Genomic DNA, 25,741 nt, shown 5'->3' with positions numbered 1-25,741 from the left:
ACGCTATCTAATCTGTTTTTGTCTCGTTGCAAGAAAACAGATAATTGAACCAATAGTAACCATCAAGACGCCTTGCCAGAAGCCCAACGTTAATGCTGTGCTTAATAAAACGGAAGCGAATGCCGTTGAAATAACGGGAGTGAAATATGATAGCGTTCCCAAAAAAGCGACATTGCCTTTGATGACAGCAAACGTCCACAAGGCATTCGCGCCCCCCGTCGCAATAGCAGCGATAAGTAATAACGTCAGACTATTTGGCGTGATATTAAATTCACTTGGCGCGCTAAATAAATAGAGAACCCATAGTCCCATTGCCGTCATAATAAAAAAGAGCACCATTCCATTGTGCCCACCTGAGATGCGTTTCGTTACATTGCTATAAAATGACCAAAAAATCGCGCCGATAAAGGCGAGAAAATAACAAAGTGGATTACTTTGGATATTGGCTAAAATAGAATCAGTGGAAAGTGGCTGATCGCCGGAAATAACCCAGACAAGCCCCATAAATGCAAGAATTAACCCTATAGCAAGTAATAAGGTAAAACGCTGACGATTAAAAAATACAGCTAAAGCGATAGTAAAACTTGGCCATAAATAATTCACCATTCCAAGCTCAATCGCTTGCTGGCGGTTATTGGCTAAACCGAGCGCGAGAACAAAACATATTTCATAGCTGACGAACAGCAATGTCCCCCAAAATAAATAACGTTTAGGGTATTGTTTTATCTTTGGAAGGCCCATTGCTAAAACTAAAACAATCGAACCAATGGTATACACTAATGCAGCACCACCTACAGGGCCGAAGTTTTCACTGACACTACGGATCAGCCCAACCATGGTGCTCCACAGAAGGATAGAAATAACCCCATACAGTGTCGCAGCGTATTGACCTAGTTTCATTATTTTCTCTGCCAGTTAATTTCCAAAAATACACCTAATAAACAAAACTATTATTCTTTTAAAAAACCTTATAGCTCAACACATTGGAATGCAAGTACTTTTCTTTACAACATAAAAAAATTCCTAGGCATTAACCTAAGAATTTTATGATTAAATATTTTTTTGATTAACGCGAGCTTTCTTTTTCAACCCATTTTTCTACTTGCTCTTTTTCCCAAATTCCTTCTTCAAATTGTTTTTTCAATTCGGGATGTTGGTTAATATCGAATGTGGGAATTTTTCCCGCGGCTAATTGTTGGTTGTAATCTTTGGCTAATTTAAATGCAATCCCTGATAATAAAAGAATCGCAATTAGGTTTGTCACGGCCATTAACCCCATAGATAAATCAGCTAGCTTCCAAATAAATGGCATTTCAGCCAAAGCACCAAACATCACCATACCCAGTGCCGCTAAACGAAAAATAAATAGCCCTGCAGTATGGTTATTTTCTAAAAAGATCATGTTACTTTCAGCGTAAGCATAGTTTGCGATTATTGATGTAAAAGCAAAGAAAAATATCGCAATTGCAATAAATGTACTTCCCCAACTACCTACCGCCGATGACAACGCTAATTGCGTTAATTCGATGCCATTAATTTTATCCACCCCACTATCTAATACCCCAGACGATAAAATAATAATGGCTGTCGCACTACAGATAACAATCGTATCCATAAAGACTCCAAGCATTTGGACATACCCTTGGGATGCTGGATGCGGCGGATAAGGAGACGCAGAAGCCGCTGCATTCGGCGCAGACCCCATGCCTGCTTCATTAGAGAACAAACCACGCTGAATGCCTTGAGTCATCGCCTGAGCAACACCATAACCCACAGCGCCCCCCGCTGCTTCTTGTAGCCCAAATGCATTACGAATAATCATCGTAAACACATCGGGTAAGCGTTCGATATGGTGACCAACTATCCAGAAAGCTAAAAGCAGATAGGCAAGCGCCATAATAGGTACAACAAGTTCAGCCACTTTTGCTATTGATTTTAATCCACCAAAAATAATGACACCGCTTAGAAAAACTAAGCCAATACCGACATAAAGTGGATTGAAGTCAAAAGCAACTGCAGTCGCTTGGGCAATTGAATTAGCTTGAACAGCGTTAAACACTAACCCAAATGCGATAATGAGAAAAATAGAAAAAAGCACACCCATCCAACGTTGATTCAAGCCTTTTTGCATATAATATGAAGGCCCACCTCGGTAATTCCCTTGATCATCTTTTGTTTTATATAGCTGTGCCAATGTACATTCGACAAATGACGTTGCCATTCCAAGTAACGCGACTACCCACATCCAAAATATTGCACCCGGCCCACCAGCAGTTAATGCAATAGCAACACCTGTTAAGTTTCCTGTCCCAACACGCGCTGCTAGGCTAGTACATAACGCCTGAAATGAAGAAATTCCTGCACTATCGGATTGGTTGCTATTTTTTAAGATACTAAACATATGGCCAAAATGCCGGATTTGAATAAAACCTGAACGAATTGTGAAATATAACCCTGCACCAAGTAATAAATAAATAAGCAGCGAACCCCAAATAATATTCGTTAATGAGTTTATAAATTCTATCAAATTACTCTCCTTTTTTATTAAATCAACTAACGTAAATAGTTAGTCATTAATCTTGCTCCATATCAGCCAAACATTTTAATATAAAGACTAAAAAAACAAATAAATACACAATTAATGTACAGCCTATCGAACTCTGAAATTATATTTTTTTATCTTTAATGTAAATTCATTTTTTCCATCACTAATCACTAACCTCTAAAAATACAAAAAAACAATTTAAACAAATATCAGAAGAACCAAAAATAAACAACAAAATCAACAAATTAAATGAAATTTGAATTAACTCGCACTTAAAAAATCAATCGTTTGATTTTTAGCTGCTTTTTTAAACCACTAACCATTTAAATTAATGGTTAATCTTAATTCATTGCATAAAACAAAAATAAAAATATTATAAATAACGGTTTAAAAATAAATTCAAAACTCGAACATTAGTCTATTTCTAATTTTATTAAAAATAGAACAAGTTCATTCTTATAATAATAATTACAACATTAAATCATCAAATTATGATAGCCTAAAAATAAATATTGCTTATGCTTTCTGATAACAATACACTGAGCGCAAATTTGCTTTATTGACAAGAGGCTTACACATGGAAATTAATATCAAAGTATCCGATGATTCAATTGAACAGCTCCCAGCCAAAACTTATGATACTTTCTGCGCTGAATTAAAAGCGCGAGTTTTAGAAGTGTACCCAAGCAGCAACCTGTTGATTACACATGATAGCGGCCCAACAACTTTCACAACAAAAGGCTTCCATAATGACAATGAAGCTCATATCGTTTTACACGAGCTTGTTGAGGATGTTTTAAAACATGGCCACTGGCTGAAAAATCAGTAATCTGTACGCATCTCATGACTGGCTGCATCGTTAAAGTTGCAGTCAGCTATCAATATTTTTATATCATCCTCCCTCTTTAGCTTTCCTACCTCTGTTTTAAATCCTGATCCAGATCATACTTAACATGATATTTTTACTCTCTTCGCTAAAACCCCTTTACCCCTCATCGTTATATTATAAAGTATATAACGTAATTTTCATTTACATTGCTTTTGCTAATTTATAGCGGCCAGTATTTATACTGGCTCTTTTTTATGAAATGATGCGAAATACAACCCAACTTCCCCGTTTTAGTCCTAATCTGCTATAGTAGTTTCTAGATATTATTTAGAGTAACTATTCATTGAGTGCAAACAGAGGTATGACTATGAAGCGTTTATTACTGGCTCTTTGCCTGTCACCAGCTTTAGCCATGGCAGCCAATGCCCCATTAAATATTAGTGAAACCGCCAAAGATTATTGTGAAATAACTGGCCAAGCGCTAAGTGAAGCATACAGCACTAACAAGAGTAGTAGTGACCTAACCCTTGAAGCTATCGCAAAATTGAAAAGTGAAAATGTCGATTTGAAAAAGCTAGAGACTGTAGAGACGGATCTTCGTCAAAATCTTACGTCCGCTATTGATGCCATTCGCAGTAATAAATCACAATTTAAGAACGACTCAGAATTTACTAAATCACTAAATGATTCAATTTCAGCGTGTAAGATTCAAACAGAATTACTTCTGAATAAGTCGTAATCCAAGTAAATTTTGCCAACCGAATAAAAGAGCGCAACATGCTATTGCGCTCTTTTTCATATTAGGGTGCTTTGGCACATAAATTTTCTATTGAAAATTGCAACTCTGGAGTCTCGCTAACTAACAATTGACTATGCGTCGAAATTTTCCCCTCTTGCACACTCACATTAGCAACAAATGGCAGCATTTCATTGTGGGAAGCAATTTGATATAGACCACATACTCGGTAGCTATCCCCTTCTTTATATTCACTCTTTAACGTAATTCTGACGTCCTTAAATGTGATAGCACCTGCTTGGTTTAATTTCTTTTCTACCAGCTGCTTAGCGATATTTTCAACATCTGAATCGCCAATAGTGGTATAAAAATGGTAGGAAAAAACACCCAGAGCCAACAATAAAACGATCAAGAGCTTTGTTTTTATACGTTTCAAACGGTTATCCTTCATACTATGTGTTTACTTAATGTATTATAAAGACATAATAGCCATCACGGTGAACAAAATGAGCCTTTAATATCACCACTTTATTACTTTTTCATTCCAACGTTATCATTTAGTCGCTAACATTATTTTTTAATTATCATTATTTATTTTTATTAATATTAGTTGTTTTTATATCATTTTGTTAATCATTGATAAAAAAAACATTTTAAGTTTTTCTTTCTAGTTTTATACTTAGTGTATTCCTATATTTTGACTGTCTATTAATTTATGAAAGAAAAAATCGTTAAAAATTTAGTTGAATTAACTTATGGTACAAATAATGATGTTAAAATTGCAGCTATTAATGCATTAGGTGACTATAAATGTTCTATTGAACAACAACATGCTATCGACAGATTATTAAACCTTTGTGATGATTACAATAAAGATATTGCAGTTGCATCAATCACTTCACTCAGCAAACTTGCTAAATTTTTTACAGACAATCAGTAGATTAACGATAAATTTATTATTTTAACAACTTATTTCCATTGTGAAGAAATAATGAATGAATATTGTATCAAATATGATTTATCTATTGAGATAAGTAAATTCAATTGAATTAATTAATTTAGCTGCCAATATAATAATTAATAAATATTCCAAAGGAGATGAAATATGAATATTCTTAAACCATTAATTATTTCGGCAAGTTTACTGGCAGCAAGTTTCTCAACATTTGCCTATCATGGCGATGGCTACGGAAATGGTAACGACTCTTGGCATCGCGGCGGGTACCAAAATCAGCAACAATATAACAATCGCCCTTGTGATAACTATCGTAATAATAACTACAATAAACGCCATCACGGAATGATGCAATATTCAACATCAATACAAACCAGTCAACCTGAAGAAGCACTAAAAAAAATAGTTGCAGATGTTCCTAAAGGTGAAAACGGCAAACAGTATATGGTTAAAGTTGCTGTAGTTGAAATCACAGCCAATACACCAGTACAAGCTCAGTAATTGAAAACCCAGGGTAGTGAATGCTACCCTGTGGGCTATATAACCCAATTGTTCTTATAAGCCAATGGGTTGATAACCTTGCCACTGTGGCATAAAGTGCTCCCCGTACTTATTTTCTGTAAGGTGAATATAAAAATCACCAACTAGATGTAGTAACACGCAGTCATCCACATCTTTCAAATTATCTTTATGTTGCTACTGGCTATCAACAAATCGCGTTTTAATCGCTTTTTGTTTCGCTTCAGCTGCTGTTTTTCCAACAAATAAGTCAAACTCATGTAACTCAGCTAAATTGTTTGGGGCATCCCCCCCCACATTGACAAAATAAAACTTTTCGCTATTTATTGAAGGTTCTCGGCTCAACATAACATCAAACCCATCCACCCACTGAATGGGAGCATAACCATCTATATGTATTTTATCTTTGTCCCCAAACCATGCTTCCCTCAATGCAGGCCATGCATCCGTCGGTATTTCTGCAACAACAAACTGAACATCATGGACTTCGATGTTAGATTTACCCTCATTCCCCCCAGTGTAAAACATAAATAATTTCATTCTTGCTCCTATTCACCATAAGAGTTACATAAGTAACTATATAACCCTTAAAATTCAATTCGCAATTTTTCTTTTTATTGATAAATAACCGTCTAAATTTTTATCTATCATTTTCATCATATTAGCTTTATTCGTATTACGCCCTCTACTCAGCATCATTGTTGACAACACGACAAAGTGAATAAAAAATCACTTTAACTATATAATTATTTACTTTAAAATTATTTTGAGTAATCTAATAGACTCAAAAATAATAATTTCAGGGAATAATTATGGATCGTCGTTCATTTCTAAAATCCTCTTCATTGGTTGCTGGTGGATTAGCGCTAAATTCTTTTATCAATCAAGCATCTGCTAAAACACCAACGGCACAATTACCAGACGCTAAGCACCCGTTATTGCTCAATTTTAATGAAAATTCATTAGGGATGTCACCAAAAGCTAAAGACGCAATTATTGCTGCTTTACCTAATTCTTTTCGCTACCCTGACGATGCTCGAGCTGAATTAATCACTAATATTGGTTCGCTTTATGATTTATCTGATAAGCATATCAGTATCGGTAATGGTTCATCAGAAACCATCCAAGCTGCTGTTGCTATGTTGGCAAATAAAGCCAAAAACCAAGGGATCAACATTCAACTTGTGACTCCTGATCCGACATTCAATTATACAGAGCTGTACTCGCTTCCACTTGGCGTACAAATTACAAAAGTCCCTCTAAAAACAGATTTATCTTTTGATTTAGAAAAAATGGAGCAAGCCGCAAATAACTTTGATGGTTTATCGATGATTTATATCTGTAATCCAAACAACCCAACGGCCATGATCACCCCTCATAGTCAGTTAGATGGCTGGATGAGTAAAGCTTCCGATAACCAATTTTTTATTGTTGATGAGGCGTATGCTGAATTCGTTGAAGATCCTAACTTTATCAGTGCAATAGAGTTAGTTAAAAAAGGTCAAAAAAATCTTATTGTTACACGAACGTTTTCAAAAATATTTGCGCTAGCAGGGTTACGTGTTGGCTATGGCGTAGCAGCACCAGAGGTTATTGCTGCCGTAGACGAATTTTTATCCATTGATAACACAAATACAGCAGGTGCTGTAGCCGCCCTTGCTTCATTGAAAGATAAGGCCTTTATCAATCACAGCCTTAAATCCAACAATTTATCGCGTAAAATTGTCGAAACAGCACTAAATGAATTAGGGTTGGAATATGCGCCTTCGCAAGCAAACTTCATCTTCCATAAAGTGAATGGCGATGTAAAAACCTACAAGCAACGCATGGCAGACGCTAATGTGATGGTTGGAAGAGAGTTTCCACCAGCTGTAGGTTGGAACCGTTTAACGCTAGGAACTCCTGAGGAAATGGAACAATTCGTCACGGTTCTAAAAGAGTTTCATAAAAAAGGCTGGGCATAATATCCCTGAACCCACGCTACCAAAATAAAAGGAACAGGCACTAACCTGCTCCTTTTATGTTAAAACGGGCCTTTAAAGATAAAAAATGCCCCCGCAAAAATAAGAGCAAAACCAATAATATGGTTAACTGTTATGCTCTCTCCTAAATATAAAACCGAAAAGAGCACAAACACGCAGAGTGTGATAACTTCCTGCATTGTTTTTAACTCTGCTGCACTGTAAAACTGATGCCCCAATCGGTTAGCTGGCACAGCAAAACAATATTCAACAAAAGCAATTAACCAACTAAAAAACACCACCACATATAAAGGCTTTGCCGTAAACTTCAAATGTCCATACCAAGCAAACATCATAAAAACATTTGAAATAACAAGTAAAAATACAGGGTATAATTTTGCTAGCATTTTAGTTTCATAATAGAAAGATAATTGGCATTATTATGAAATGAAAAAATTACGATTTCAATATGGCATCATTAGGCTAATCATTTCATTCTAAAACCTACTTCAACGGGGAAAAATGGAGAGTTAAATGTTTATTCAATATCGCTTAATGGATCTTGATGACAGTCCAAACGTCGCGCATTTATTACAAGCTAATGCGCCATCTAACCACGGTGACCTTCTAGGCGAGTTTCCACTTCCTAAAGTCAAGAGTATGCTGATGGGAAGCTCAGGAACCATTATTGCAGTTACTGCTCAGAATATTATCGGCGTAGTTTTTAGCTTCAGTCAATCATCGGCCACATTACCACCCATTGCACTATTTATTCTCGAACAATTTCCTGAGTTAATGAAAAATAATTGGCTCTATGGGCCCGTTTGCATCAATAAAGATTACAGAGGGAAAAATATCCTTAAAAACTTATATGATGAAATTTGTGCGCTACATACAGGTAAACCCGTTGCGTTTATTAATACCCAAAATTTGCGTTCATTAGCCGCCCACCAAAAACTAGGCATGAATGTTGCTGCCAACTTTATCTTCGATGAAATAGAATATTATTTAGTCATCGGTAGTTAATTTTTAGTACTAATCAGTACATTTTTATTTTAATTTGCTCGTTTTTTGATAAACTCAATATAATTTAGTATCAAAAGAGTACATTTTATGACTGATTTTCTTTCTATAAACCAAAAGGCGTGGGATAAACAAGCCGAATCACAACAAGCGTGGTCTACACCAGTTGATTCACAAACCATTTTGGAAGCTAAACAAGGCAACTGGCAAGTTCATCTTACCCCAAGCCCTGTTTCAAAAGATTGGTTAGGTGACATTAAAGGGAAAAAAATTCTTTGCCTCGCATCTGGTGGTGGCCAGCAAGCGCCAGTATTAGCCGCAGCGGGTGCACACGTTACCGTTTTTGATTTTTCAATAAAACAACTTAAGCAAGATAGAATGGTCGCAGAACGTGATCATTTAACATTAGAAACTGTACAAGGAGATATGCGTTCACTATCCATGTTTGCTAATGAAGAGTTCGATATTATTTTCCACCCTATATCTAACCTGTATATTCCAGATGTCAATCCTGTTTGGCAAGAATGTCACCGTGTATTAAAAACAGGTGGAAAATTATTATCTAGCTTTTTTAACCCTATCGTTTTTATTGGTGATCGGGATAAGAAATACTATGAACAAGGCCTCATCAAACCCAGTTACACCATGCCATTTTCTGAATTAAGTGCTTTATCTGAAGAGCAAATTGCACTCAAGAATGAAAAACAAGAAGCTTTTGTATTTGGTCACTCTTTAACAGATTTAATTGGTGGTCAGATTAAAGTAGGGTTCCAAATTGCAGGTTTTGAGGAAGACTGGCAGCCACATCCACGTTTTGTTATTGACCATTATTTGCCAACATTCCTATCAACATTAGCCATTAAAATTCGCTAAATATCTTACATTCGTTGGCCTATTGGCTAACGAATGTTAATTTACTAAAATAAGCTACTCATCACGGTGGCAATAACGATCCCAGACAGATTCAAATTGTTCAGGGGGAATAATATCATCTGTTTTTTCCACAAATGGAATTGAAATCATCACCTTACCCGTTCTATTTTTATGTAACCTAACAATAAACCGCTTATAGCCATGGGGCAACTCATTTTCAAAACCGAAAACTTCACCACAGTAGTAACCTGTTTCTTCGCCTTCATCACTTTTTGTTAATACATAGTATTTCACATTCTTGTACGTTGCTGCGGACGGATATGCCAAGAAGTCTTCAACTGAGCTTCTCACTCTACTATCTGTATCTAACTCTGGATCAAGAGTGACTTCTGTCATGATTCCTGCAATGTATGCACACCCAGCGACAAGTAATAAAACTAAAGATCTTAATAACATTTTATATAGATAACCCGCGAGAAATCAGTAAATATTATTATAGTTTATACCTATTGTTTTGCGACCTCAAAGCTAATCAGATGGTTTATTTTTATAGCCTAAGAACCCATATAAAATATTTCCACTGAAAATTTAACTTAATACTACTCATCGTTACTTACTGAACAAGTTGCCAAATATAAACTAAAATAGCAGCCGTAATTATCCATATTATTGTTGCTAAACTTAAGCTACCCCACGCCGTCATTTTCGTTGCAAATATATAGACCGTGAGTAAATACATCGCATACGGAATTAAGGACCATAATCCAAATAATGCCGTTTTTCTTAATGCTTCAGTGCCTTGCTCTTGTACAACAATCACATGTGCGATAAGTGCAAAAGTTGGAAATAAGGGCACCAGTCCAGCAATATAATAGGCCTTACTTCTAGAAAATAAGGCAATGATAAGTACGGCTATAGCACCAATTAAACACTTTAAGAATAATGAAAACATAAGCGCTCAATTCCTTTTTAAATTTAGACTATTCTCGTCTCTTACAGCTGAAAAGTTAACCACGTTATCAATTCAAACCACAGTTCATAAGTTTTCTTTTCATTTTGTTAACTATTTCAAGAAATAAGTGAACATACCTATTTTTCATTCATTTTTATGAACTAAGTCATATTATTGCATATAAAGTATCCATCACGAGTGCCGATACATTGAATTGGTCCCTACGCCTGATGCTTTCGCGTGACTATATATAACATTTTAGCCTATTGGACAGCTTTGATTTGCGCCTGGTTAACAACGTTATGTCTGAAAGTCGTTATTTGTATGTATTCAAAGCATACTGCTCGATGGTATGAAAGGAAATAATCAATGATGTCTGATACTTCAAAAAAAATTAAATTCAACTCGGCTAAATTTACCTTCACTGGCCTCAAAACGACGACGTTGGTCTGGTTTATTTCAGGACTGCTGATCGTTCTGCTACTGTCAACTTGCTGGTTTTTCTTTAGCTCGTTAAAGCAGTATCAAGCAACGCTTAATAATCTGGATGTAATTTATAACGAGCAAACTGAATTAAACAATACGTGGCAATCTTTGCTTCAAGCACGAAATACCTTAAACCGCGCAAGCTCTCGCCATTTACTGATCATCAATAAAATGAAAACGTCGAATACGGATATCGACAGCCTTATTCAGTTTTATCATCAGAAAATGACACAAACCAACGTGTATTGGAAAAGTTTTTCTGAAAGTTCCATGTATCAGAACAATGCAGCGTTTACTGAGTTAGAAAAATCTTACAATACATTATATGCGGCACTGAATGAACTTTCTGTGTTCTTAGTCGAAGGTAAAACCTATGATTTTTTAAATCAACCCACACAATCATTTCAAGATGCATTTGAAAAGAATTACATAAATTATCACCAACAACTTAATACAAGTTACCATGACATCGCGGTCTCAAGCGAAAAGCTTTATAACCAAAGCATCATTGGTCTTATTGTGATTATCACAATAATCACGATTGTCACACTGTTCATTCGTTTTATTTTGCAATTTTTCTTTATCCGCCCTCTCAACCAAGTTATTGATGGTATCGAAAAAGTCAGTCAAGGTATTCTTTATCATCAATTTGATAACAAGGGTCTTTCTGAAATAAAGCTACTTAAAATGCATGTCTCTAATATGCAAAGTAAGCTCATTGAAATTGTAAAAAATATTTATGACAATACCCATCATATTAAAGTTGAGTTAAATGATATCACTCAAATGAACCATGATTTATCCATCCGTGCAGACCAGCAAGCCGCAGCAATCGTTGAAACAGCCGCCAGCGTTGAAGAATTAGACTCTTCATTTAAGCTCAATGCCGCACACACAAACCAATCTTGTCAGCTCATGTCTGCAACGAGTCTCACCATAGATAAGAGTAATGAGCTAATTTCTGATGTTGTTGAGAATATGGATGATATCGTCGACTTTTCGAAAGAAATCAGCAAAATCACCTCTACAATTGATAATATCGCCTTCCAAACAAACCTGTTGGCGCTAAATGCAGCCGTTGAAGCCGCACGAGTAGGTGAACATGGGAAAGGTTTTGCTGTCGTGGCTAATGAGGTCCGTGAGTTATCAATTAGTTGTACGCAAGCATCCAAAGAAATTAAATTACTCATCAATAATTCAAATGACAAAATAAATCATTGTTTTCAACTGGCTGCGGATGCTAACGATAATATTGTCTCTATCGCTCAAGATACCTCTAATATTAACGAGATGATCCAAAGTGTTGCGCTTGCCTCTAATGAACAAACTCACGGTGTAAGCCAAATTCATTTAGCTATCAATGAATTAGATAACACAACTCAGGCGAATGCTTCAATGACGCGTGAATTACAATCTTCACTAAAAGCGCTCGAATCCCAATCCAATTTGTTGGAAGATATTATTGCTATTTTTCATGTTGAAGCCGAAGATACACCAAAGTCTGACATCGTTGAGCAAAAAAAAGATCTACAAATTAAAAAACTTCACTAAATTAAATTATTAAACCACTGGGCACTCTTCATGGTGCCCATGCTCTTATTTTCTTCCATATTCTTTCTTCTTTAACTCGTGTTTCCCTGCCATTGAATATTTTCAATAGATTATCTGATATAACATATAACGCTTATTTTGAATAACAACGAGCCCATTATGACAATTAAAATTACCGTTCTTGTTGATAACAATACACTCATCGACAGCTATTTTTGTGGTGAACCTGGTGTCTGCTATCACATTGAAGCTGATGGCAAAAAAATATTATTTGATACTGGTTACTCTGACATTTTTATTAATAATGCCCAAACTCTTAATATTGACTTAGCCGATATCACCGACCTTGTGCTTTCACATGGCCATAATGACCATACATGGGGATTAGGCCATTTAATCCAGCATTTTGACCGTCGTAATGTTGAAACGAAGCAAGCCAAGTGCCTGATTTATCATCCTGATGCATTAAAACCAAAACAATTTCAATCGAAAGTGATTGGTGCGAACACGCCCAAAAATGTACTTGATGCTTATTTCACATGTGTTGAATCTATAAAACCATATTATTTATCTGACAATATTATATTTTTAGGCCAAATACCTCGAAATAATCATTTTGAAGGGAAAGAACCTATCGGTATAACACTGGATGAAAACCAACAGCACGTTGATGACTATGTCCTTGATGACACAGCACTCGCAATTACAACAACAGAAGGACTGATTGTGATAACAGGCTGCTCTCATTCTGGTATTTGTAATATTGTTGAATATGCAAAACACGTCACTGGCATAAATAAAATTGTCACGGTAATTGGCGGCTTTCACTTACAGCAAGCCTCAGATGATATTTTAGAACAGACGGGCAACTACTTTACTCAACAGGACTTAATGCAGATCCACCCATGCCACTGTACTGACCTAACAGCTAAGATACACTTAGCAAAGCATGCCCCTGTTAAAGAGGTTGGTGCTGGCTTACAGCTCACTTATCCATGTTAACGAGCGCGCCCAGCAATAAGCTGGGCATTTCATGTACCTTGCAGTTAATCTGACAAACAAAAAATCATATTTATGCTCAGCAAATGATCTACCTATAAATACGTTAAGTTCTTGACCCCAAGTCACGGTCAGACTTACCACCTTGAATCATCCGCGTAAGTTCTTCGCAACGTACGATTTTATTATCTAAGATAGTAAAACAGGCAAAGACTTCATACTCACTGCAAGAACCGTCTTTTTTCAGTGCCTTTGCAAAATGTTGAGTATGAACGCAGCTATCACCCTCTGCGATAGATTTAATTGTTATCTTAATTGATTCAGTTGCTTCCTTTAATACCTTCATGTGCGCAACGAATTCATCGAAATCAATTTCTTTACCGTCAACAACTTGAATGTAGTTCCTAGAAAAGAACTGTTCTATAACAGGTATTGAGCCGATTTGCTTTCCTAACACTGAATCTAAAGCCTGTTTAACCAACTGTATATTTCCCACAAGTTACCTCTTGATTTTTTATAAGTGCCATTACTCTGTTATATGTTGCAAATCAACTATTTCAAGGGGGGCGTCTATATTCTTTAGGCATTATAATTAACCTCAAGTTTTTATTGCTAAAACACACTTAAACTTTAAATTAGGTCTATGCTACTTTTGATATCCTTTTCAACTTTTAAAAAATCAAAACGATTAAATATGCACACAAACCATAAAATACCCTTGCAATTCATGATGGTATATTACTTTTTTTTATAACTCTGGATCAAATAAACAAATTGTGAACCAAAATAACCCTCTATTTTTAGGCTATTCGTATTATTTTTCAGTCCAGATCACAAAATCCATGTGTAATATAATATCTACCATAAATTTCACACTTTTCTAAAATAATGTATCTTGCTAATTCTTCTCCTTTTATCCATAATCTTAAGCTATGATATTTACCATTTTTGGTAACTTCATAGTGATCAGTTTTTTCAAGTAATCTTGGATAAGTCCTGAAAACGATATCTATAATTTCTTGGGGGGCAGTTTTATGCATATGCAATCTCCCATTTATATAGGTAACATTAAATATAACTAATTGTTTTTATTATTAAATGTTATCATAGCATATATAAAGGAGAATTTGTGTTAGAAAATCATTTAAACATATTTATTCGCGCTGCATTCATTGAAAACATGGCATTGAGTTTCTTCCTCGGTATGTGTACTTTTCTAGCGGTATCTAAAGAAGTTAAAACCTCATTCAAATTAGGTTTAACTGTGGTTGCCTTACTGACTATAGCAACACCTATCAATAACTTGATCTATAACTATGCTCTTAGAGACGGGGCTATAGCTGAAGGTATTGACTTATCATTTTTATCCTTTGTAACGTTTATTGCTGTTTTAGCAGCTCTAGTCCAGATCTTAGAAATGTTCTTAGATAAATTTATACCTTCCCTCTACCACTCTCTGGGGGTTTTCTTACCGTTATTAACTATTCACTGTGCTATTTTTGGTGCAACCATTTTTATGGTTGAAAGAAACTACACATTCACTGAATCTGTTGTTTATGGTGCAGGTTGCGGGATTGGTTGGATGCTAGCGATTATCGCGCTCGCAGGCCTTCGTGAAAAAATGAAATATTCCGATATTCCAAAAGGGTTAAGGGGATTAGGGATCACCTTTATTACCGTAGGTTTAATGTCTCTTGGCTTTATGTCTTTTTCAGGGATTTCACTCTAATTTTGCATTAATCATGCATATTTTTAAAATTATCTCATCCCACTATGTTAAAAAGTGAATAAGGATTTTTACTTTTTAACATTTTACCCCACTGATTAAGAGACTTGCTCTTATCTTAGTAACATATATCCCCGCTCCTGATTCTCTCTCAATCTGAATTTTTTCTATCCAATATCCAACCATTATCACCTTTTTATTTTTACTCTAAATTGGCTTAAAAGATAAACGCTGGTATGATCCATTTGCCGACTCAAATGATAGGCACTTTATAACTATAATTATACAGATACATTTCCATTAGATACCCCTGCTTGCAGGGGCTTTTTTTATATCTTTTATAACAACGGTAGCACGCCAAAGTACCGTGTCCTGCAATTATCTTTTAATAACCAATCATTCTATAAAATTAGTCATATAAGTTGATGAAGGCATTCATTTTACAACTCTTAGACGCCCCCACCCAGAAGGTATAATTTTACGTTATACCTTACGCTGTGCGTTACAATATTTAACCCTTTGTTAAGGTAATACATGGCTATTTAACATAGAGTCGTATTAGTTTTATAAGACCACCATTAAAAACTTTACAATAAGGTAGCACCATGCGGTTTAACTTAACTCAAATAAATATTTTAGAAGAAAATACCAAAACAATTGGTTTAGATATCATTCTAACTGGAGATGATAAATCTACTCACCATTTCAGAATGGATATCAAAGGGCTAGATATGATGAACCTCACCTTGAGGGAGATTGAAAAGCAAGCGATTAAACAGGCTAAACATAATTTTGAGCATTGCTCTAATGGGTAAACAAGGCTAACTGCTCTGATACATCATCCACTAGATTAATTCAGCCTAATGCTGATTTATCAGAGCCCCCTTCACCTCTATCTTTTTAAATCATTTCGTGCCATCTGAACATATTAGTGACAATGATTACAACACTATCATCAAGTTTTAAAATAACATGCCGATAAACTAAACTATCCCGCCTAATTTTGATATAAAGCAGCGATGAATTTCAATAAACTATATCTATTCCAAAGAGGTAATAAAGCAATTCGAGCCTATCTCACTACAATAATTGTAACAAAACATTTCCCAAGGTAACATTTTAATTCTAAATTGTATTTGTAATGTAAAAAACAATAATTTATTTTGTATTAAAACTAATAAAAAATAACATCTAAAATAGTAAATAAATAAAATCCCATACAATAATAATAAAATACCTATTCGTATTATTATTTATTAATACATAAAAAATGCTATCGCAAATACTCGCATAGAGAGTATTTGCATTAATCAACCTGTACGCCGAAAAGAAAGTACATAAGAATAATGAATTAATTTATGCACTTATTTTTCAATGTATTATCATTATTTTACTATTAATATCAATCAATTGTTTGAAATCAGTCAATAGCTTTAACCTATCAAAAGAGGAATAATAAATGTTTAAAACGATTGTACTTGATGTGAATATTTGACTAGTTTTTTGTCTCAGAAAATTCTTAATAACAATAGAGGTTAATATGGATCGTGCTATTTTAAATAGCAAAGTTAATACCTTAGTGGGAAATTATTTAAGGCAAAAACGTATTGAAAATGATATGACGGGCGCTGAAGTTAGCGAGCTACTTAATGTTAGTCAACAACAAATTTCACGTTATGAAAATGGCATTAACACCATTTCATTTAGCTTAATACTACTATTTCTCATGAAGTTCAATATCAGTGTAGAATCCTTTTTTGTTTCTTTACTCAAAGAGCTGGAAAATGAAGGTGAAATTATGGATTTAGGATTGAAGTTATACTTAAATCCATCATCCCAAAAGAATCAATACCTTTATATATAGGAATATTATATTCAACACTTAATATCTAACTTAGAAAAATAAATGTTAAAAAACAATAAAAACCCCGGCCTGTACATAAAGAATAAGGATATTAAAGCATATTTCAACTTATGAAATAGAAAATTTATTATACATATCAACAGCATCTTATTTGGCTTATGAAAATGGTGAAAAATCCATTTATGCAGATCCTTTGTTTTATATCTCTAAAATTTTAAATGTCGACATCAATCAGTTAATTAGCATTTATTTAGAATAATTAATCATAGTATTTACACTCAGGGGCTTATTAAAGCCTCTGACCTTTAAAAATTAATCTACAAATAATATTTTTACTTTAAAGCCTAATAAAAAATAGCAATTTTAATATTGGATAACATGATCACATCTTAATACTCTAAGCCATCTACAATAAAAACAATGATGGTAGGAGAAAAAATGAACCTTAAAAATAAAGTAAACGTGCTTAAACTCATTTCAACAGAAATGAAAAAAGTCATTGATTTTTATTCAAAAAACACATCTGATTCACCTAATAATGCTGATTTATCATCATTACGTGATGCTTATAACGAAGATAGAAAATTTTGGAATGCAGATGCGCCATCCATGCGTTCGACCAAGGATGTTAGTGTCCAAACGCTTTATGGGAATGTCCTCACTCGTCTATTTCAGCCTGCAATCAATACGCCAGCAACATTATTTTATATCCACGGCGGCGGGTTTATTTTAGGTAACCTTGATACCCACGACAGGATAATGCGATTGCTGGCATTATATACTGGCTGCACCGTTATTGGTGTAGATTATTCTTTATCCCCCGAAGCTCGCTACCCTCAAGCAATTGAGGAGATATCCACGGTATATCAGTTTTATTCTCGTAATACCGAAAAGTATCATATTAATATGTGCCAGACAGGCTTTGCTGGCGACTCTGCTGGGGCTATGTTGTCATTAGCCACCACCCTTTGGCTTCGTGATAATAATATTGCAAGTCAAGAAATTAAAGCTAATTTGCTTTGGTACGGGCTCTATGGCTTACAGGACTCAGCGAGCCGTCGCCTTTATGGCGGGGAATGGGATGGCTTAACACAAAAAGACCTTGAAAGTTATGATAATGCGTACCTTGGTGGGTCAGGAAGCCGTGAAGCGCCATACTACTGTTTATTCAATAACGATTTAACTGATAACATTCCACCTTGCTTTATTGCCAGCGCGGAATTTGACCCACTTTTAGATGATAGCACCGCATTATTTGATACATTAAATGCCAATAAGATACCCTGCAAATATAAAATGTACCCAGGTACCTTGCATGCGTTTTTACATTATAGCCGTATGATGGATATTGCCGATGAAGCAATTCGAGATGGTGCTGCGTATTTTAAAGGCCAACTTAAACGCTAAACGCTAAACGCTAAGAAATAGCCTCTAATTTAAAACGTTATGACTCAATTCTCTGTATCTCTTTTTTTACTTAATACTTACAAGTAAAATAACCGTATAAAACTAAAACAGAGGCTATTATGCTAATTACACTAAAAGCAGTGACAAACGAAAACTATGAACCCATTTGTCTTTTAGACGTATCTAATGAGCAAGAAGATTATGTCGCATCTAACACTTGGTCACTGGTTGAAGCCGCCTATAATGAAAATTATACCGTAAGGGCTATTTATTGTGAGGATGAACCTGTTGGTTTCTTTATGTGGGTACAAGAAAGTCCAATAAAAATATCAATTTGGCGATTTATGATTGACCAACGTCATCAAAATAAAGGAATAGGTAGAGAAGCTCTGAGTCTCGCGCTTACAGAAATAAAACAAACACAATCAATCACTGAAATTGGGATATGCTATAACCCGAACAACCCTGTCGCTAAAGATTTTTACTTCTCATTCGGTTTCATTGAGATTGGCATGGATGAAGACAATGAAGACATGCTTGCGTTGATTCACCTTAAAGAGGAATGATAATAAATATAAATTTTTATTATAAACTCAACACCTTAAAAACAACCCTATGGTTTTCTCTCTAACTATTGAAAATTAATACACCGGTTTCGAATCATTTTGTAGAATAATTTTCCTAGACACTAAAAACGGGAATATTTAGGCTCCCGTTTTTAATTACACTATGTAATAAATGACATAGTGTGCGATCAAATCGCCATTTAATTCATTATATTTCAGTTAATTAGCTAATTTTACAAAAAACCTCATTAGTGAGTTAGTTCGCATTCTCGTGTTCCTCTTTTAGTTAATTAAGATGGCGAGAATTATTCTCATCTTAGTTATACCAATAGCTTATAGAGGCACCTGAAACACAAACCATCAAAGGCTATTTTGATTTCATACAATAGTCCATTATTATTCAATCAGAAAATTAACAACCATACTTCCATGATATGCGCCTGGTGCTATTTTCCCATTGGCACATAGTGCAAAATTTAACCCTTGAGTAAAGTTTGCCCCTGTTGAACTATACACCTGCTTACTTTCAGTGTAATTAACCGCATCTGAAGAGTCAGTGCGGCAGACTTCATCACCTTTAGCCGCGGTTCCTACTGATGTGGCAATATACGGTAAATCATCAGCGCCTCCACTGACTGCATTTAGCACCATACCCGTTTGATTACCTTGAACCAACTCATTCATTGGCTTAATCGACATAAAGTATTTGCCACTATTAACACAATTAACATTAAGCTGTGCAAGTGAATTTGCTAAGTTTTTAGGTATAGGATAAGTGCCTGCCAATTGAGATCCATAATCAATTTGTGTATTTGTGAGTGGCGCAACTTTACATGTATCCACCACAAATACACCTAAGTCCTGGTACTCATTAATAAACGTCGCATTCGATTGGCTGTTTAAAAAGCCATCACCAGGACCATCACGGTGGGCCATTATTAATCTGTCATCCGCAAAATAACGGCCTTTTTTTAACGGTTGTGGTGCATATGCTGAATAGCTTGTAATAATTCCGGTAAACTTCATTTTTTCAGCACTACCACTGTCAACAAGATAACCACTGATACCACTTTTAGGTTCTATGCCATAACTTAATGGGCCTGAGTTGCCATCCATAGGAACATGATACATCCTATTTGATGATGTCATTTTAGAGTTTGCCAGCGAAAAAGATGCGCTTTCCCATTCATGCCCTGAATTTACGTTACCAGGAACTTTATAACGCAAATACCTTGTACTAAAAGTACCGTTTATTAATAAAACAATTTTGTTGTTTTTATCAAACTCATTGACAAGTGTGACCCCGTAAGCATTTTCTGGAGCATAATATGTAAATTGCCAATACGGGGCTCCACCTTTTTTCCACGTTATTAATTCAATAAATGGATAGTTTGCATTTATCCATCTTGTCCCAGCTTGTTGCTCAAAGTTCACGACTCGCAAAGGTGGTGATACCTCACCAAGATAGCCTGTAGAACCTACAGCAACACGCAAATTATCGCCATAAGAAATCGGAGTAAACATCCCAAAAGCTAGTGCGGTTACACACAAAAAAGTACTTATTTTATTATTCATCAATAGCGCCATGGTTTTAATCATTTTAAATTACATTAATCATATAATCCTTTTATCTCTCTATGTATGAAATACACGCATAAATTGTAACAACAAATTACGCAATCAAGGTGTTTCAATGGAATTAAAAACTATTTATTCATTAATATATAGCGCATAAAATCACAGCAACAATTTTAATAAATAATATTGCCATGTTGGAATAAAATATTGGCAGGTTTTAACTATAAAATAACAATTATTTTGTAGCCTGTTTTGCAGAAGACTTTTTCAAAGTACAAAAAAACGGGAGTTTTTAGGCTCCCGTTATTAATCACACCACGTAATAAATTACATATGTGCGATCATTGCATCGCCGAATTCGCTACATTTCAGTAATTTAGCGCCTTCTAACTGACGTTCGAAATCGTAAGTTACAGTCTTAGCCGCGATTGCGCCTTCCATACCTTTAACGATTAAGTCAGCCGCTTCAGTCCAACCCATATGGCGTAACAGTATATAGCTGCATTAATCATAATCATCTGATATTTATAATATTATTATTTTATCTTTCTCATAGTAAAAATAGAGACTTTTAAGTTATTGATAACATAAATGATTAACTTAGTTTTGATAACTACTAATTGTCAAACATTGACCGCAAATTAGTCGATTTCTATAGATTCAAATCCTGCCATGTCAGCCAACCTCCAAAGAGAAGAGCAGACATCCACTTACGTTTTTTGTCTAAGTTTCAAGTAGGACAAAACTAGGATTAAAAACCTCTTACAACAATCGTCTTATATAGTTGCTCAAAATCTCTTTACTGTATTATCAGTTAACTAAAGTCGACAGTCTGATTTGAGCGAAGTACAGACGTTCACAGTTCTTTTAACAACTGTAACCGCAAGATTAACATTTAGGAAATATAACCAATAAGTAGGCTGTTACAGCTTGCTTATCTTAATTAAACCTAGCCAAACCTATAAGGTATCAAGGAGCCATCTGAGAAAATTATCAAAGTTAGTTTTATTGATTTGTTGGGAGAACTTACAATTAAGACGAGGAAGTAATATTAAAAAGCCCTAACCATTGCGGTTAGGGCTTTTAAGGTACTTCAGACTTCAAATTTAACATTAATGAACTTAAAAAAATAATACTACGTTTATACTGCTTTCAAATGTACCCGTTTACTACAGATAATATTAGGCATTAATACTAAAATCCTCCCTCTATTTATCTCATCATACATCTGCCTGCGCTTTCAGAACCTAAGCCTGGCAATCTAAACAAGCACATCCCCCTCGCGACATATACTCTTTGATGCGTTGCCCTTTGCTCATACGGTTACCATAAATAAAAAACCGTCAGCATCAATTAAAAACAAGGCCTTACATCGTCGCACTAATACTACCATTTTGCAGAACAGCACAATCACTACAAGGCCTGAAAGCAACTAGATCCCAAATAACAAACTTCGTGGCCTGTAAAGCAAAATGGCTTTCCCAGAACTTCTTTCCATTTTCTAACTACTTTTATTGTGCTGCTGATTACTAATTTACTCATTTGAGATTTAAGGTCAATACTGTTTTTTAAAACATGTTTTTATTTACAGCGATAGTAACAGTGCTGTATCGCGCTACTCATTGTACCTGCCTACTAGCAAAGTCCAATATTGGCATTCAACCGCCAGCATGCAGAGAATACAAAGAGATAGTTTAAGTAATGGATAGATATTATTCATGCTTTGTGATTTAACTCCAGCTAAAGAAATCACCAACAAACCTTGGATAAGGTATAACAACTCTTAATTATTTTTTAATTCCAGAGTTAAAATGGCAATAAATCACTATAATGAAGATGAATATCGTAAACAATCAGGAATGATGTCTATATGAATTTTTATGGGATAGATTACTTGCAAACGCAGTCTAATATAAATGATTATTTAAAATATATTGTTATTTTTGGAACTTTGTTTGTATTAATAGTTTTTTTTATCTTGTATATGCGTCACCGCCTACAAACTAAATATCGGGATTTAACGATTATCGCCTTCTTATTTTTACTCTTCATTTCAGGTATTCAGTATGAAGATTATACTGATAGCCAAAATATACACTCAAAATCATCACAAATGGTTAATTTCGTAAGGTTATTATCAAAAGAGAAAGGTGTAGATATCAATTCTATATTTTCTAACTCGGTACAATTATCCGATGGCATCATCATTAAAATTGATGACCGGTATTACCGTATTCACTTAAGCTTAGATCAACAAACTTACAGCTTAGAAAAAGTTTGGTTAACAAATCCCGAAATAACAATCATAAAAAAATAAGGCATAAAATGATTATTTATACACCTATTATTATCAAACTTGGATTGGGAATCCTATGTTTGATTGTTCAAATAAACCTCATGGGCAAAGGCAATTTAGCCCCCTCATCAGCAATGGATCAGGTTCAAAACTATGTTCTAGGCGGTATTATTGGTGGTGTCATTTACAATGAATCAATAACAGTACTGCAATTTATACTCGTGTTAATCATCTGGACTTTGCTTGTTTTCGCCCTTAAATTTTTAAAAGAGAATAATCCGTTCATTAAGCGAATTATTGATGGTAAACCTATAACCTTGATACATAATGGCAGTGTTAATGTTAAAGAGTGTCTAAAAAATGGCGTTTCCGCTAATGATTTGATGTTCAAACTAAGATCAAATGGCATTTACGAAATAGAGCAGCTAAAACGCGTTGTTCTCGAACAAAATGGACAATTAACAATCATCCAAAGCGGTGATGAAAATATACGTTATCCAATTATTGTTGATGGCTTAGCTAACCATGACCTACTCGAAATTATCAACAAAGATATTGAGTGGTTAGAAGACAATATATCGAGACAAGGTTTCAGTAAAATCAGTGAAGTATATTTAGGTGAGTATTTGTCGGGTAGGATTAATTTATATGGATATGAGAAAAATAATACCGAGATTTAAGTCAGGTTTGCACCTTGTATTGTTCTGATAATACTTCTAGTACCTTATGGCTAATAAGGTGCTATTTTACGCATGTCATCACGTTCTACCTTGTCTAGAGATGCTGACATTAACTCCTGCTTTGACACAAAGTTGTCCGTTAGATTCAATTTGGCTCTGTGTCCCAGCTGTGTCAGGCAAAAAAGCAAAGTCCATATTATTTGTGTTTCACAGCTCTTCTCCCTGCTTTTTACTTATTCAGTAATGCGTTTAAAGCATCCAACCCATGCCCTAGCTTTTAACTACTCGTAATTCATCAAAATTAGTCGTGTAAGCAGGCGATAACATTTCTCTTTTCATTTTATATCCGCTATCACCGCCCTTACTTGCAAACCACACTTTCCCCTGCCCACTCTTATTAATGGCATCTAATGTTTTCATTAACTCATCGCTGTTACGAAATGGCTTTTGTGTTGAAAACATATCAAACTGGGTAACATCTGAATCGGTAAAATCAGATAGCATGATGCCTGCTTTATAGTATCGGTAATCGTCACGCCAAATAGTATTTAACCCTCGCATTGCTGCATTGATAATATCTCTGGTATCACTGCTGGGGTATTCTAGTTTTATATTGATGCTATTCGCGTAATCTTCACCTGATGCGTGACGGCTAGTTTGAATAAATAACCCGATAATTTTACAGCGTTGCTTCTCTTCCCTTAACTTTTCTGCTGCGCGTTCTGCATAATCACATACTGCCTTACGCATTGTTTCTATGTCTAAAACTTTCTGGCCAAATGAACGAGAGCACAGTATTTGCTGCTTAATTTTTCGGACTTCTTCAAGCTCAAGACACGACTCACCATTGAGTTCTCTCAAGGTTCTTTCTAATGTTACTCCGAACGTTTTACGGATAGTAGCTACCGGTGCATTCGCTAAATCCAGAGCGGTATTTATACCCATAATTCTTAATTTTGCCGATATACTACGCCCAATACCCCACACCTCTTCGATTGGGATAAGAGATAATAATTTTCGCTGCCGTTGCTTGCAGGAGAGCTCAACAACTCCACCCGTTTTTTTCCATGTTTTTGCCGCATGGTTGGCTATTTTCGCTAAGGTTTTTGTAGGACCAATGCCTATGCCTACGGGAAGGTGCGTATTTTGCAGGATAGCTGATTGAATTTCTCGGCCGTATTCCTCAAGGTTAAACGTGTTATTCATACCCGTAAAATCAAGGAAAGCCTCGTCGATTGAATAGATTTCTAGGCGTGGTGCGAATACGGATAACAAAGACATGACTCTATTACTCATATCAGCATAAAGTACATAGTTAGAACTAAATGTATTGATATTGTTTTGTTTATAAAAATTGCGACGCTCGTAATACAATTCCCCCATCTTAACGCCAAGCTTTTTTGCTTCTGACGACCGTGCAATGACGCAACCATCGTTATTGCTTAAAACAATTACTGGCTTCCCTGCCAGATCTGGCCTAAAGACTTTCTCACAACTTGCATAAAAACTATTCACATCAACAAGCGCAAACATTATTGAGCCCGATGAATAATGTAGGTAACGACACCAAATATTTGAAAATCCTGCTCATCACTAATAACGATTGGTGAATAAGCGGGATTCATAGGCAGTAGCATAGGCGGGTTTAGGTGTAGTTTCTTAACCGTAAACTCCCCCTCAAAGCTAGCTATAACGATATCTCCCTCTTTTGCTGTGACCGCACTATCAACAATAACAACATCACCATCATTGATATTCGCATCAATCATTGAATTCCCTTCGACCCTGAGCATATATGTGCTTTCAGGGTGCTTAATGAGGGCGCTATTTAAATTAATGCGGTCTTCAACATAATCCGCAGCTGGCGATGGAAAGCCTGCTGGCACTCTGTCAAGAAAGAGGGGAAAGCTTGCTAATAAATCATCTGTTTCAATCAATCTTAGTTTCATACGACACCAAATAATACTGTATGCATAAACAGTATTATTTAACCATTTTATGCGTATGTAAAGATCAATTTTCTATAACTTCGTGTTATTCGCGTTCCGCAGCTTCCTGCTCTTCCCTTTCCGCTTCCTCTGCTACACGTTTAGCTTCTTCTTGCGCTAATCGCTCTGCTTCTATCTTAGCGAATCTCTCTGCTTCAGCTTGCTTTTGATTGTAGAGTGAGTTAGGTGGCATTTCGACACGCATGT

At 35.3% G+C, this 25,741-nt stretch carries 27 protein-coding genes and 2 pseudogenes; 16 read left to right on the top strand and 13 right to left on the bottom strand.

The window, feature by feature from the left end; all coding sequences use genetic code 11:
• Positions 1–3: 3 nt before the first annotated feature.
• Both yddG and ABWP91_RS00140 read right to left on the bottom strand, forming a co-directional pair.
• Entirely contained in the window at positions 4–900 is an 897-nt protein-coding gene (gene yddG / locus ABWP91_RS00145) for an aromatic amino acid DMT transporter YddG (protein ID WP_353241451.1), read from the bottom strand.
• Positions 901–1,066: 166 nt separating this feature from the next.
• Positions 1,067–2,527: an alanine/glycine:cation symporter family protein gene (locus tag ABWP91_RS00140; RefSeq protein WP_353241450.1), complete on the bottom strand. Its 1,461-nt coding sequence runs from the start codon at positions 2,525–2,527 to the stop codon at positions 1,067–1,069.
• A gap of 595 nt (positions 2,528–3,122) precedes the next feature.
• On the opposite strand from ABWP91_RS00140, the gene ABWP91_RS00135 reads away from it, so the two are divergent.
• Together ABWP91_RS00135 and ABWP91_RS00130 are read left to right on the top strand one after the other, a co-directional pair.
• Positions 3,123–3,374: a penicillin-binding protein gene (locus tag ABWP91_RS00135; RefSeq protein ID WP_353241449.1), complete on the top strand. Its 252-nt coding sequence runs from the start codon at positions 3,123–3,125 to the stop codon at positions 3,372–3,374.
• A 367-nt stretch (positions 3,375–3,741) separates the two neighbouring features.
• Positions 3,742–4,113: a hypothetical protein gene (locus tag ABWP91_RS00130; protein WP_353241448.1), complete on the top strand. Its 372-nt coding sequence runs from the start codon at positions 3,742–3,744 to the stop codon at positions 4,111–4,113.
• A gap of 61 nt (positions 4,114–4,174) precedes the next feature.
• Here ABWP91_RS00130 and ABWP91_RS00125 read toward each other — a convergent pair whose 3' ends face one another.
• A complete protein-coding gene (locus ABWP91_RS00125; protein WP_353241447.1) occupies positions 4,175–4,546 on the bottom strand; it encodes a hypothetical protein in 372 nt (123 codons plus the stop codon).
• 279 nt (positions 4,547–4,825) lie between these two features.
• Here ABWP91_RS00125 and ABWP91_RS00120 point away from each other — a divergent pair, with 279 nt between their 5' ends.
• On the top strand, positions 4,826–5,050 hold the full coding sequence (locus tag ABWP91_RS00120; protein WP_353241446.1) for a HEAT repeat domain-containing protein: 225 nt from the start codon (positions 4,826–4,828) through the stop codon (positions 5,048–5,050).
• 165 nt (positions 5,051–5,215) lie between these two features.
• The gene (locus ABWP91_RS00115) at positions 5,216–5,566 is read left to right on the top strand and encodes a hypothetical protein (protein WP_353241445.1); all 351 of its coding nucleotides are present in this window, start codon (positions 5,216–5,218) and stop codon (positions 5,564–5,566) included.
• Positions 5,567–5,620: 54 nt separating this feature from the next.
• On the opposite strand, the pseudogene ABWP91_RS00110 reads toward ABWP91_RS00115, so the two are convergent.
• A pseudogene (locus ABWP91_RS00110) lies at positions 5,621–6,124 on the bottom strand (DUF1543 domain-containing protein).
• A 272-nt stretch (positions 6,125–6,396) separates the two neighbouring features.
• On the opposite strand from ABWP91_RS00110, the gene ABWP91_RS00105 reads away from it, so the two are divergent.
• Positions 6,397–7,548 carry a pyridoxal phosphate-dependent aminotransferase gene (locus tag ABWP91_RS00105; protein ID WP_353241444.1) on the top strand — a complete coding sequence of 384 codons (1,152 nt, stop codon included), beginning with the start codon at positions 6,397–6,399 and terminating at the stop codon, positions 7,546–7,548.
• Between the two features lie 59 nt (positions 7,549–7,607).
• Here ABWP91_RS00105 and ABWP91_RS00100 read toward each other — a convergent pair whose 3' ends face one another.
• Positions 7,608–7,952: a DMT family protein gene (locus tag ABWP91_RS00100; protein WP_353241443.1), complete on the bottom strand. Its 345-nt coding sequence runs from the start codon at positions 7,950–7,952 to the stop codon at positions 7,608–7,610.
• A 127-nt stretch (positions 7,953–8,079) separates the two neighbouring features.
• Here ABWP91_RS00100 and ABWP91_RS00095 point away from each other — a divergent pair, with 127 nt between their 5' ends.
• Positions 8,080–8,571 carry an N-acetyltransferase gene (locus tag ABWP91_RS00095; RefSeq protein ID WP_353241442.1) on the top strand — a complete coding sequence of 164 codons (492 nt, stop codon included), beginning with the start codon at positions 8,080–8,082 and terminating at the stop codon, positions 8,569–8,571.
• 87 nt (positions 8,572–8,658) lie between these two features.
• Entirely contained in the window at positions 8,659–9,441 is a 783-nt protein-coding gene (locus ABWP91_RS00090) for a class I SAM-dependent methyltransferase (protein ID WP_353241441.1), read from the top strand.
• Positions 9,442–9,495: 54 nt separating this feature from the next.
• Here ABWP91_RS00090 and ABWP91_RS00085 read toward each other — a convergent pair whose 3' ends face one another.
• Complete coding sequence (locus ABWP91_RS00085) at positions 9,496–9,897, bottom strand: hypothetical protein (protein WP_353241440.1); 402 nt, start codon at positions 9,895–9,897, stop codon at positions 9,496–9,498.
• Between the two features lie 157 nt (positions 9,898–10,054).
• Positions 10,055–10,393 (bottom strand): GlpM family protein, encoded by a 339-nt coding sequence (locus ABWP91_RS00080; RefSeq protein ID WP_353241439.1) that lies wholly within the window; start codon positions 10,391–10,393, stop codon positions 10,055–10,057.
• 369 nt (positions 10,394–10,762) lie between these two features.
• Between ABWP91_RS00080 and ABWP91_RS00075 the strand changes: the two genes are divergently transcribed.
• Positions 10,763–12,430 (top strand): methyl-accepting chemotaxis protein, encoded by a 1,668-nt coding sequence (locus ABWP91_RS00075; RefSeq protein ID WP_353241438.1) that lies wholly within the window; start codon positions 10,763–10,765, stop codon positions 12,428–12,430.
• A gap of 159 nt (positions 12,431–12,589) precedes the next feature.
• Complete coding sequence (locus ABWP91_RS00070) at positions 12,590–13,432, top strand: MBL fold metallo-hydrolase (RefSeq protein ID WP_353241437.1); 843 nt, start codon at positions 12,590–12,592, stop codon at positions 13,430–13,432.
• Positions 13,433–13,535: 103 nt separating this feature from the next.
• On the opposite strand, the gene ABWP91_RS00065 is transcribed toward ABWP91_RS00070, so the two are convergent.
• Together ABWP91_RS00065 and ABWP91_RS00060 are read right to left on the bottom strand one after the other, a co-directional pair.
• Positions 13,536–13,925, bottom strand: a complete 390-nt coding sequence (locus ABWP91_RS00065; RefSeq protein ID WP_353241436.1) for a nuclear transport factor 2 family protein — start codon at positions 13,923–13,925, stop codon at positions 13,536–13,538.
• A gap of 325 nt (positions 13,926–14,250) precedes the next feature.
• Positions 14,251–14,469, bottom strand: a complete 219-nt coding sequence (locus tag ABWP91_RS00060; protein WP_353241435.1) for a hypothetical protein — start codon at positions 14,467–14,469, stop codon at positions 14,251–14,253.
• An 89-nt stretch (positions 14,470–14,558) separates the two neighbouring features.
• Here ABWP91_RS00060 and nqrE point away from each other — a divergent pair, with 89 nt between their 5' ends.
• From nqrE to ABWP91_RS00035, 5 genes are all read left to right on the top strand, one after another.
• On the top strand, positions 14,559–15,158 hold the full coding sequence (gene nqrE, locus ABWP91_RS00055; protein WP_353241434.1) for an NADH:ubiquinone reductase (Na(+)-transporting) subunit E: 600 nt from the start codon (positions 14,559–14,561) through the stop codon (positions 15,156–15,158).
• Between the two features lie 602 nt (positions 15,159–15,760).
• Complete coding sequence (locus ABWP91_RS00050; protein ID WP_353241433.1) at positions 15,761–15,970, top strand: hypothetical protein; 210 nt, start codon at positions 15,761–15,763, stop codon at positions 15,968–15,970.
• 725 nt (positions 15,971–16,695) lie between these two features.
• Complete coding sequence (locus ABWP91_RS00045; protein ID WP_353241432.1) at positions 16,696–17,019, top strand: helix-turn-helix domain-containing protein; 324 nt, start codon at positions 16,696–16,698, stop codon at positions 17,017–17,019.
• A gap of 420 nt (positions 17,020–17,439) precedes the next feature.
• Positions 17,440–18,426 (top strand): acetyl esterase, encoded by a 987-nt coding sequence (aes, locus tag ABWP91_RS00040; protein ID WP_353241431.1) that lies wholly within the window; start codon positions 17,440–17,442, stop codon positions 18,424–18,426.
• A gap of 119 nt (positions 18,427–18,545) precedes the next feature.
• Positions 18,546–18,992, top strand: a complete 447-nt coding sequence (locus tag ABWP91_RS00035) for a GNAT family N-acetyltransferase (protein ID WP_353241430.1) — start codon at positions 18,546–18,548, stop codon at positions 18,990–18,992.
• A gap of 396 nt (positions 18,993–19,388) precedes the next feature.
• Here the strand turns inward: ABWP91_RS00035 and ABWP91_RS00030 are convergent, their stop codons facing one another.
• The gene (locus tag ABWP91_RS00030) at positions 19,389–20,567 is read right to left on the bottom strand and encodes a hypothetical protein (RefSeq protein WP_353241429.1); all 1,179 of its coding nucleotides are present in this window, start codon (positions 20,565–20,567) and stop codon (positions 19,389–19,391) included.
• A 330-nt stretch (positions 20,568–20,897) separates the two neighbouring features.
• A pseudogene (locus tag ABWP91_RS00025) lies at positions 20,898–21,065 on the bottom strand (NADP-dependent isocitrate dehydrogenase); the annotation flags it as partial.
• A gap of 1,375 nt (positions 21,066–22,440) precedes the next feature.
• Between ABWP91_RS00025 and ABWP91_RS00020 the strand changes: the two are divergent.
• Entirely contained in the window at positions 22,441–22,887 is a 447-nt protein-coding gene (locus tag ABWP91_RS00020) for a DUF3290 domain-containing protein (protein ID WP_272518172.1), read from the top strand.
• A gap of 8 nt (positions 22,888–22,895) precedes the next feature.
• Positions 22,896–23,546, top strand: coding sequence for a DUF421 domain-containing protein (locus tag ABWP91_RS00015; protein WP_353241428.1), 651 nt, complete (start codon positions 22,896–22,898; stop codon positions 23,544–23,546).
• Between the two features lie 270 nt (positions 23,547–23,816).
• Here ABWP91_RS00015 and umuC read toward each other — a convergent pair whose 3' ends face one another.
• A complete protein-coding gene (gene umuC / locus ABWP91_RS00010; protein ID WP_353241427.1) occupies positions 23,817–25,079 on the bottom strand; it encodes a translesion error-prone DNA polymerase V subunit UmuC in 1,263 nt (420 codons plus the stop codon).
• Positions 25,079–25,495, bottom strand: coding sequence for a translesion error-prone DNA polymerase V autoproteolytic subunit (umuD, locus tag ABWP91_RS00005; protein WP_353241426.1), 417 nt, complete (start codon positions 25,493–25,495; stop codon positions 25,079–25,081). Before umuD ends, umuC begins: the two co-directional genes overlap by 1 nt.
• Positions 25,496–25,741: the final 246 nt, after the last annotated feature.

The organism is Providencia sp. (genome assembly GCF_040396775.1).
GTDB lineage: Bacteria > Pseudomonadota > Gammaproteobacteria > Enterobacterales > Enterobacteriaceae > Providencia.
This window is presented reverse-complemented; position numbering and strand designations above follow the sequence as displayed.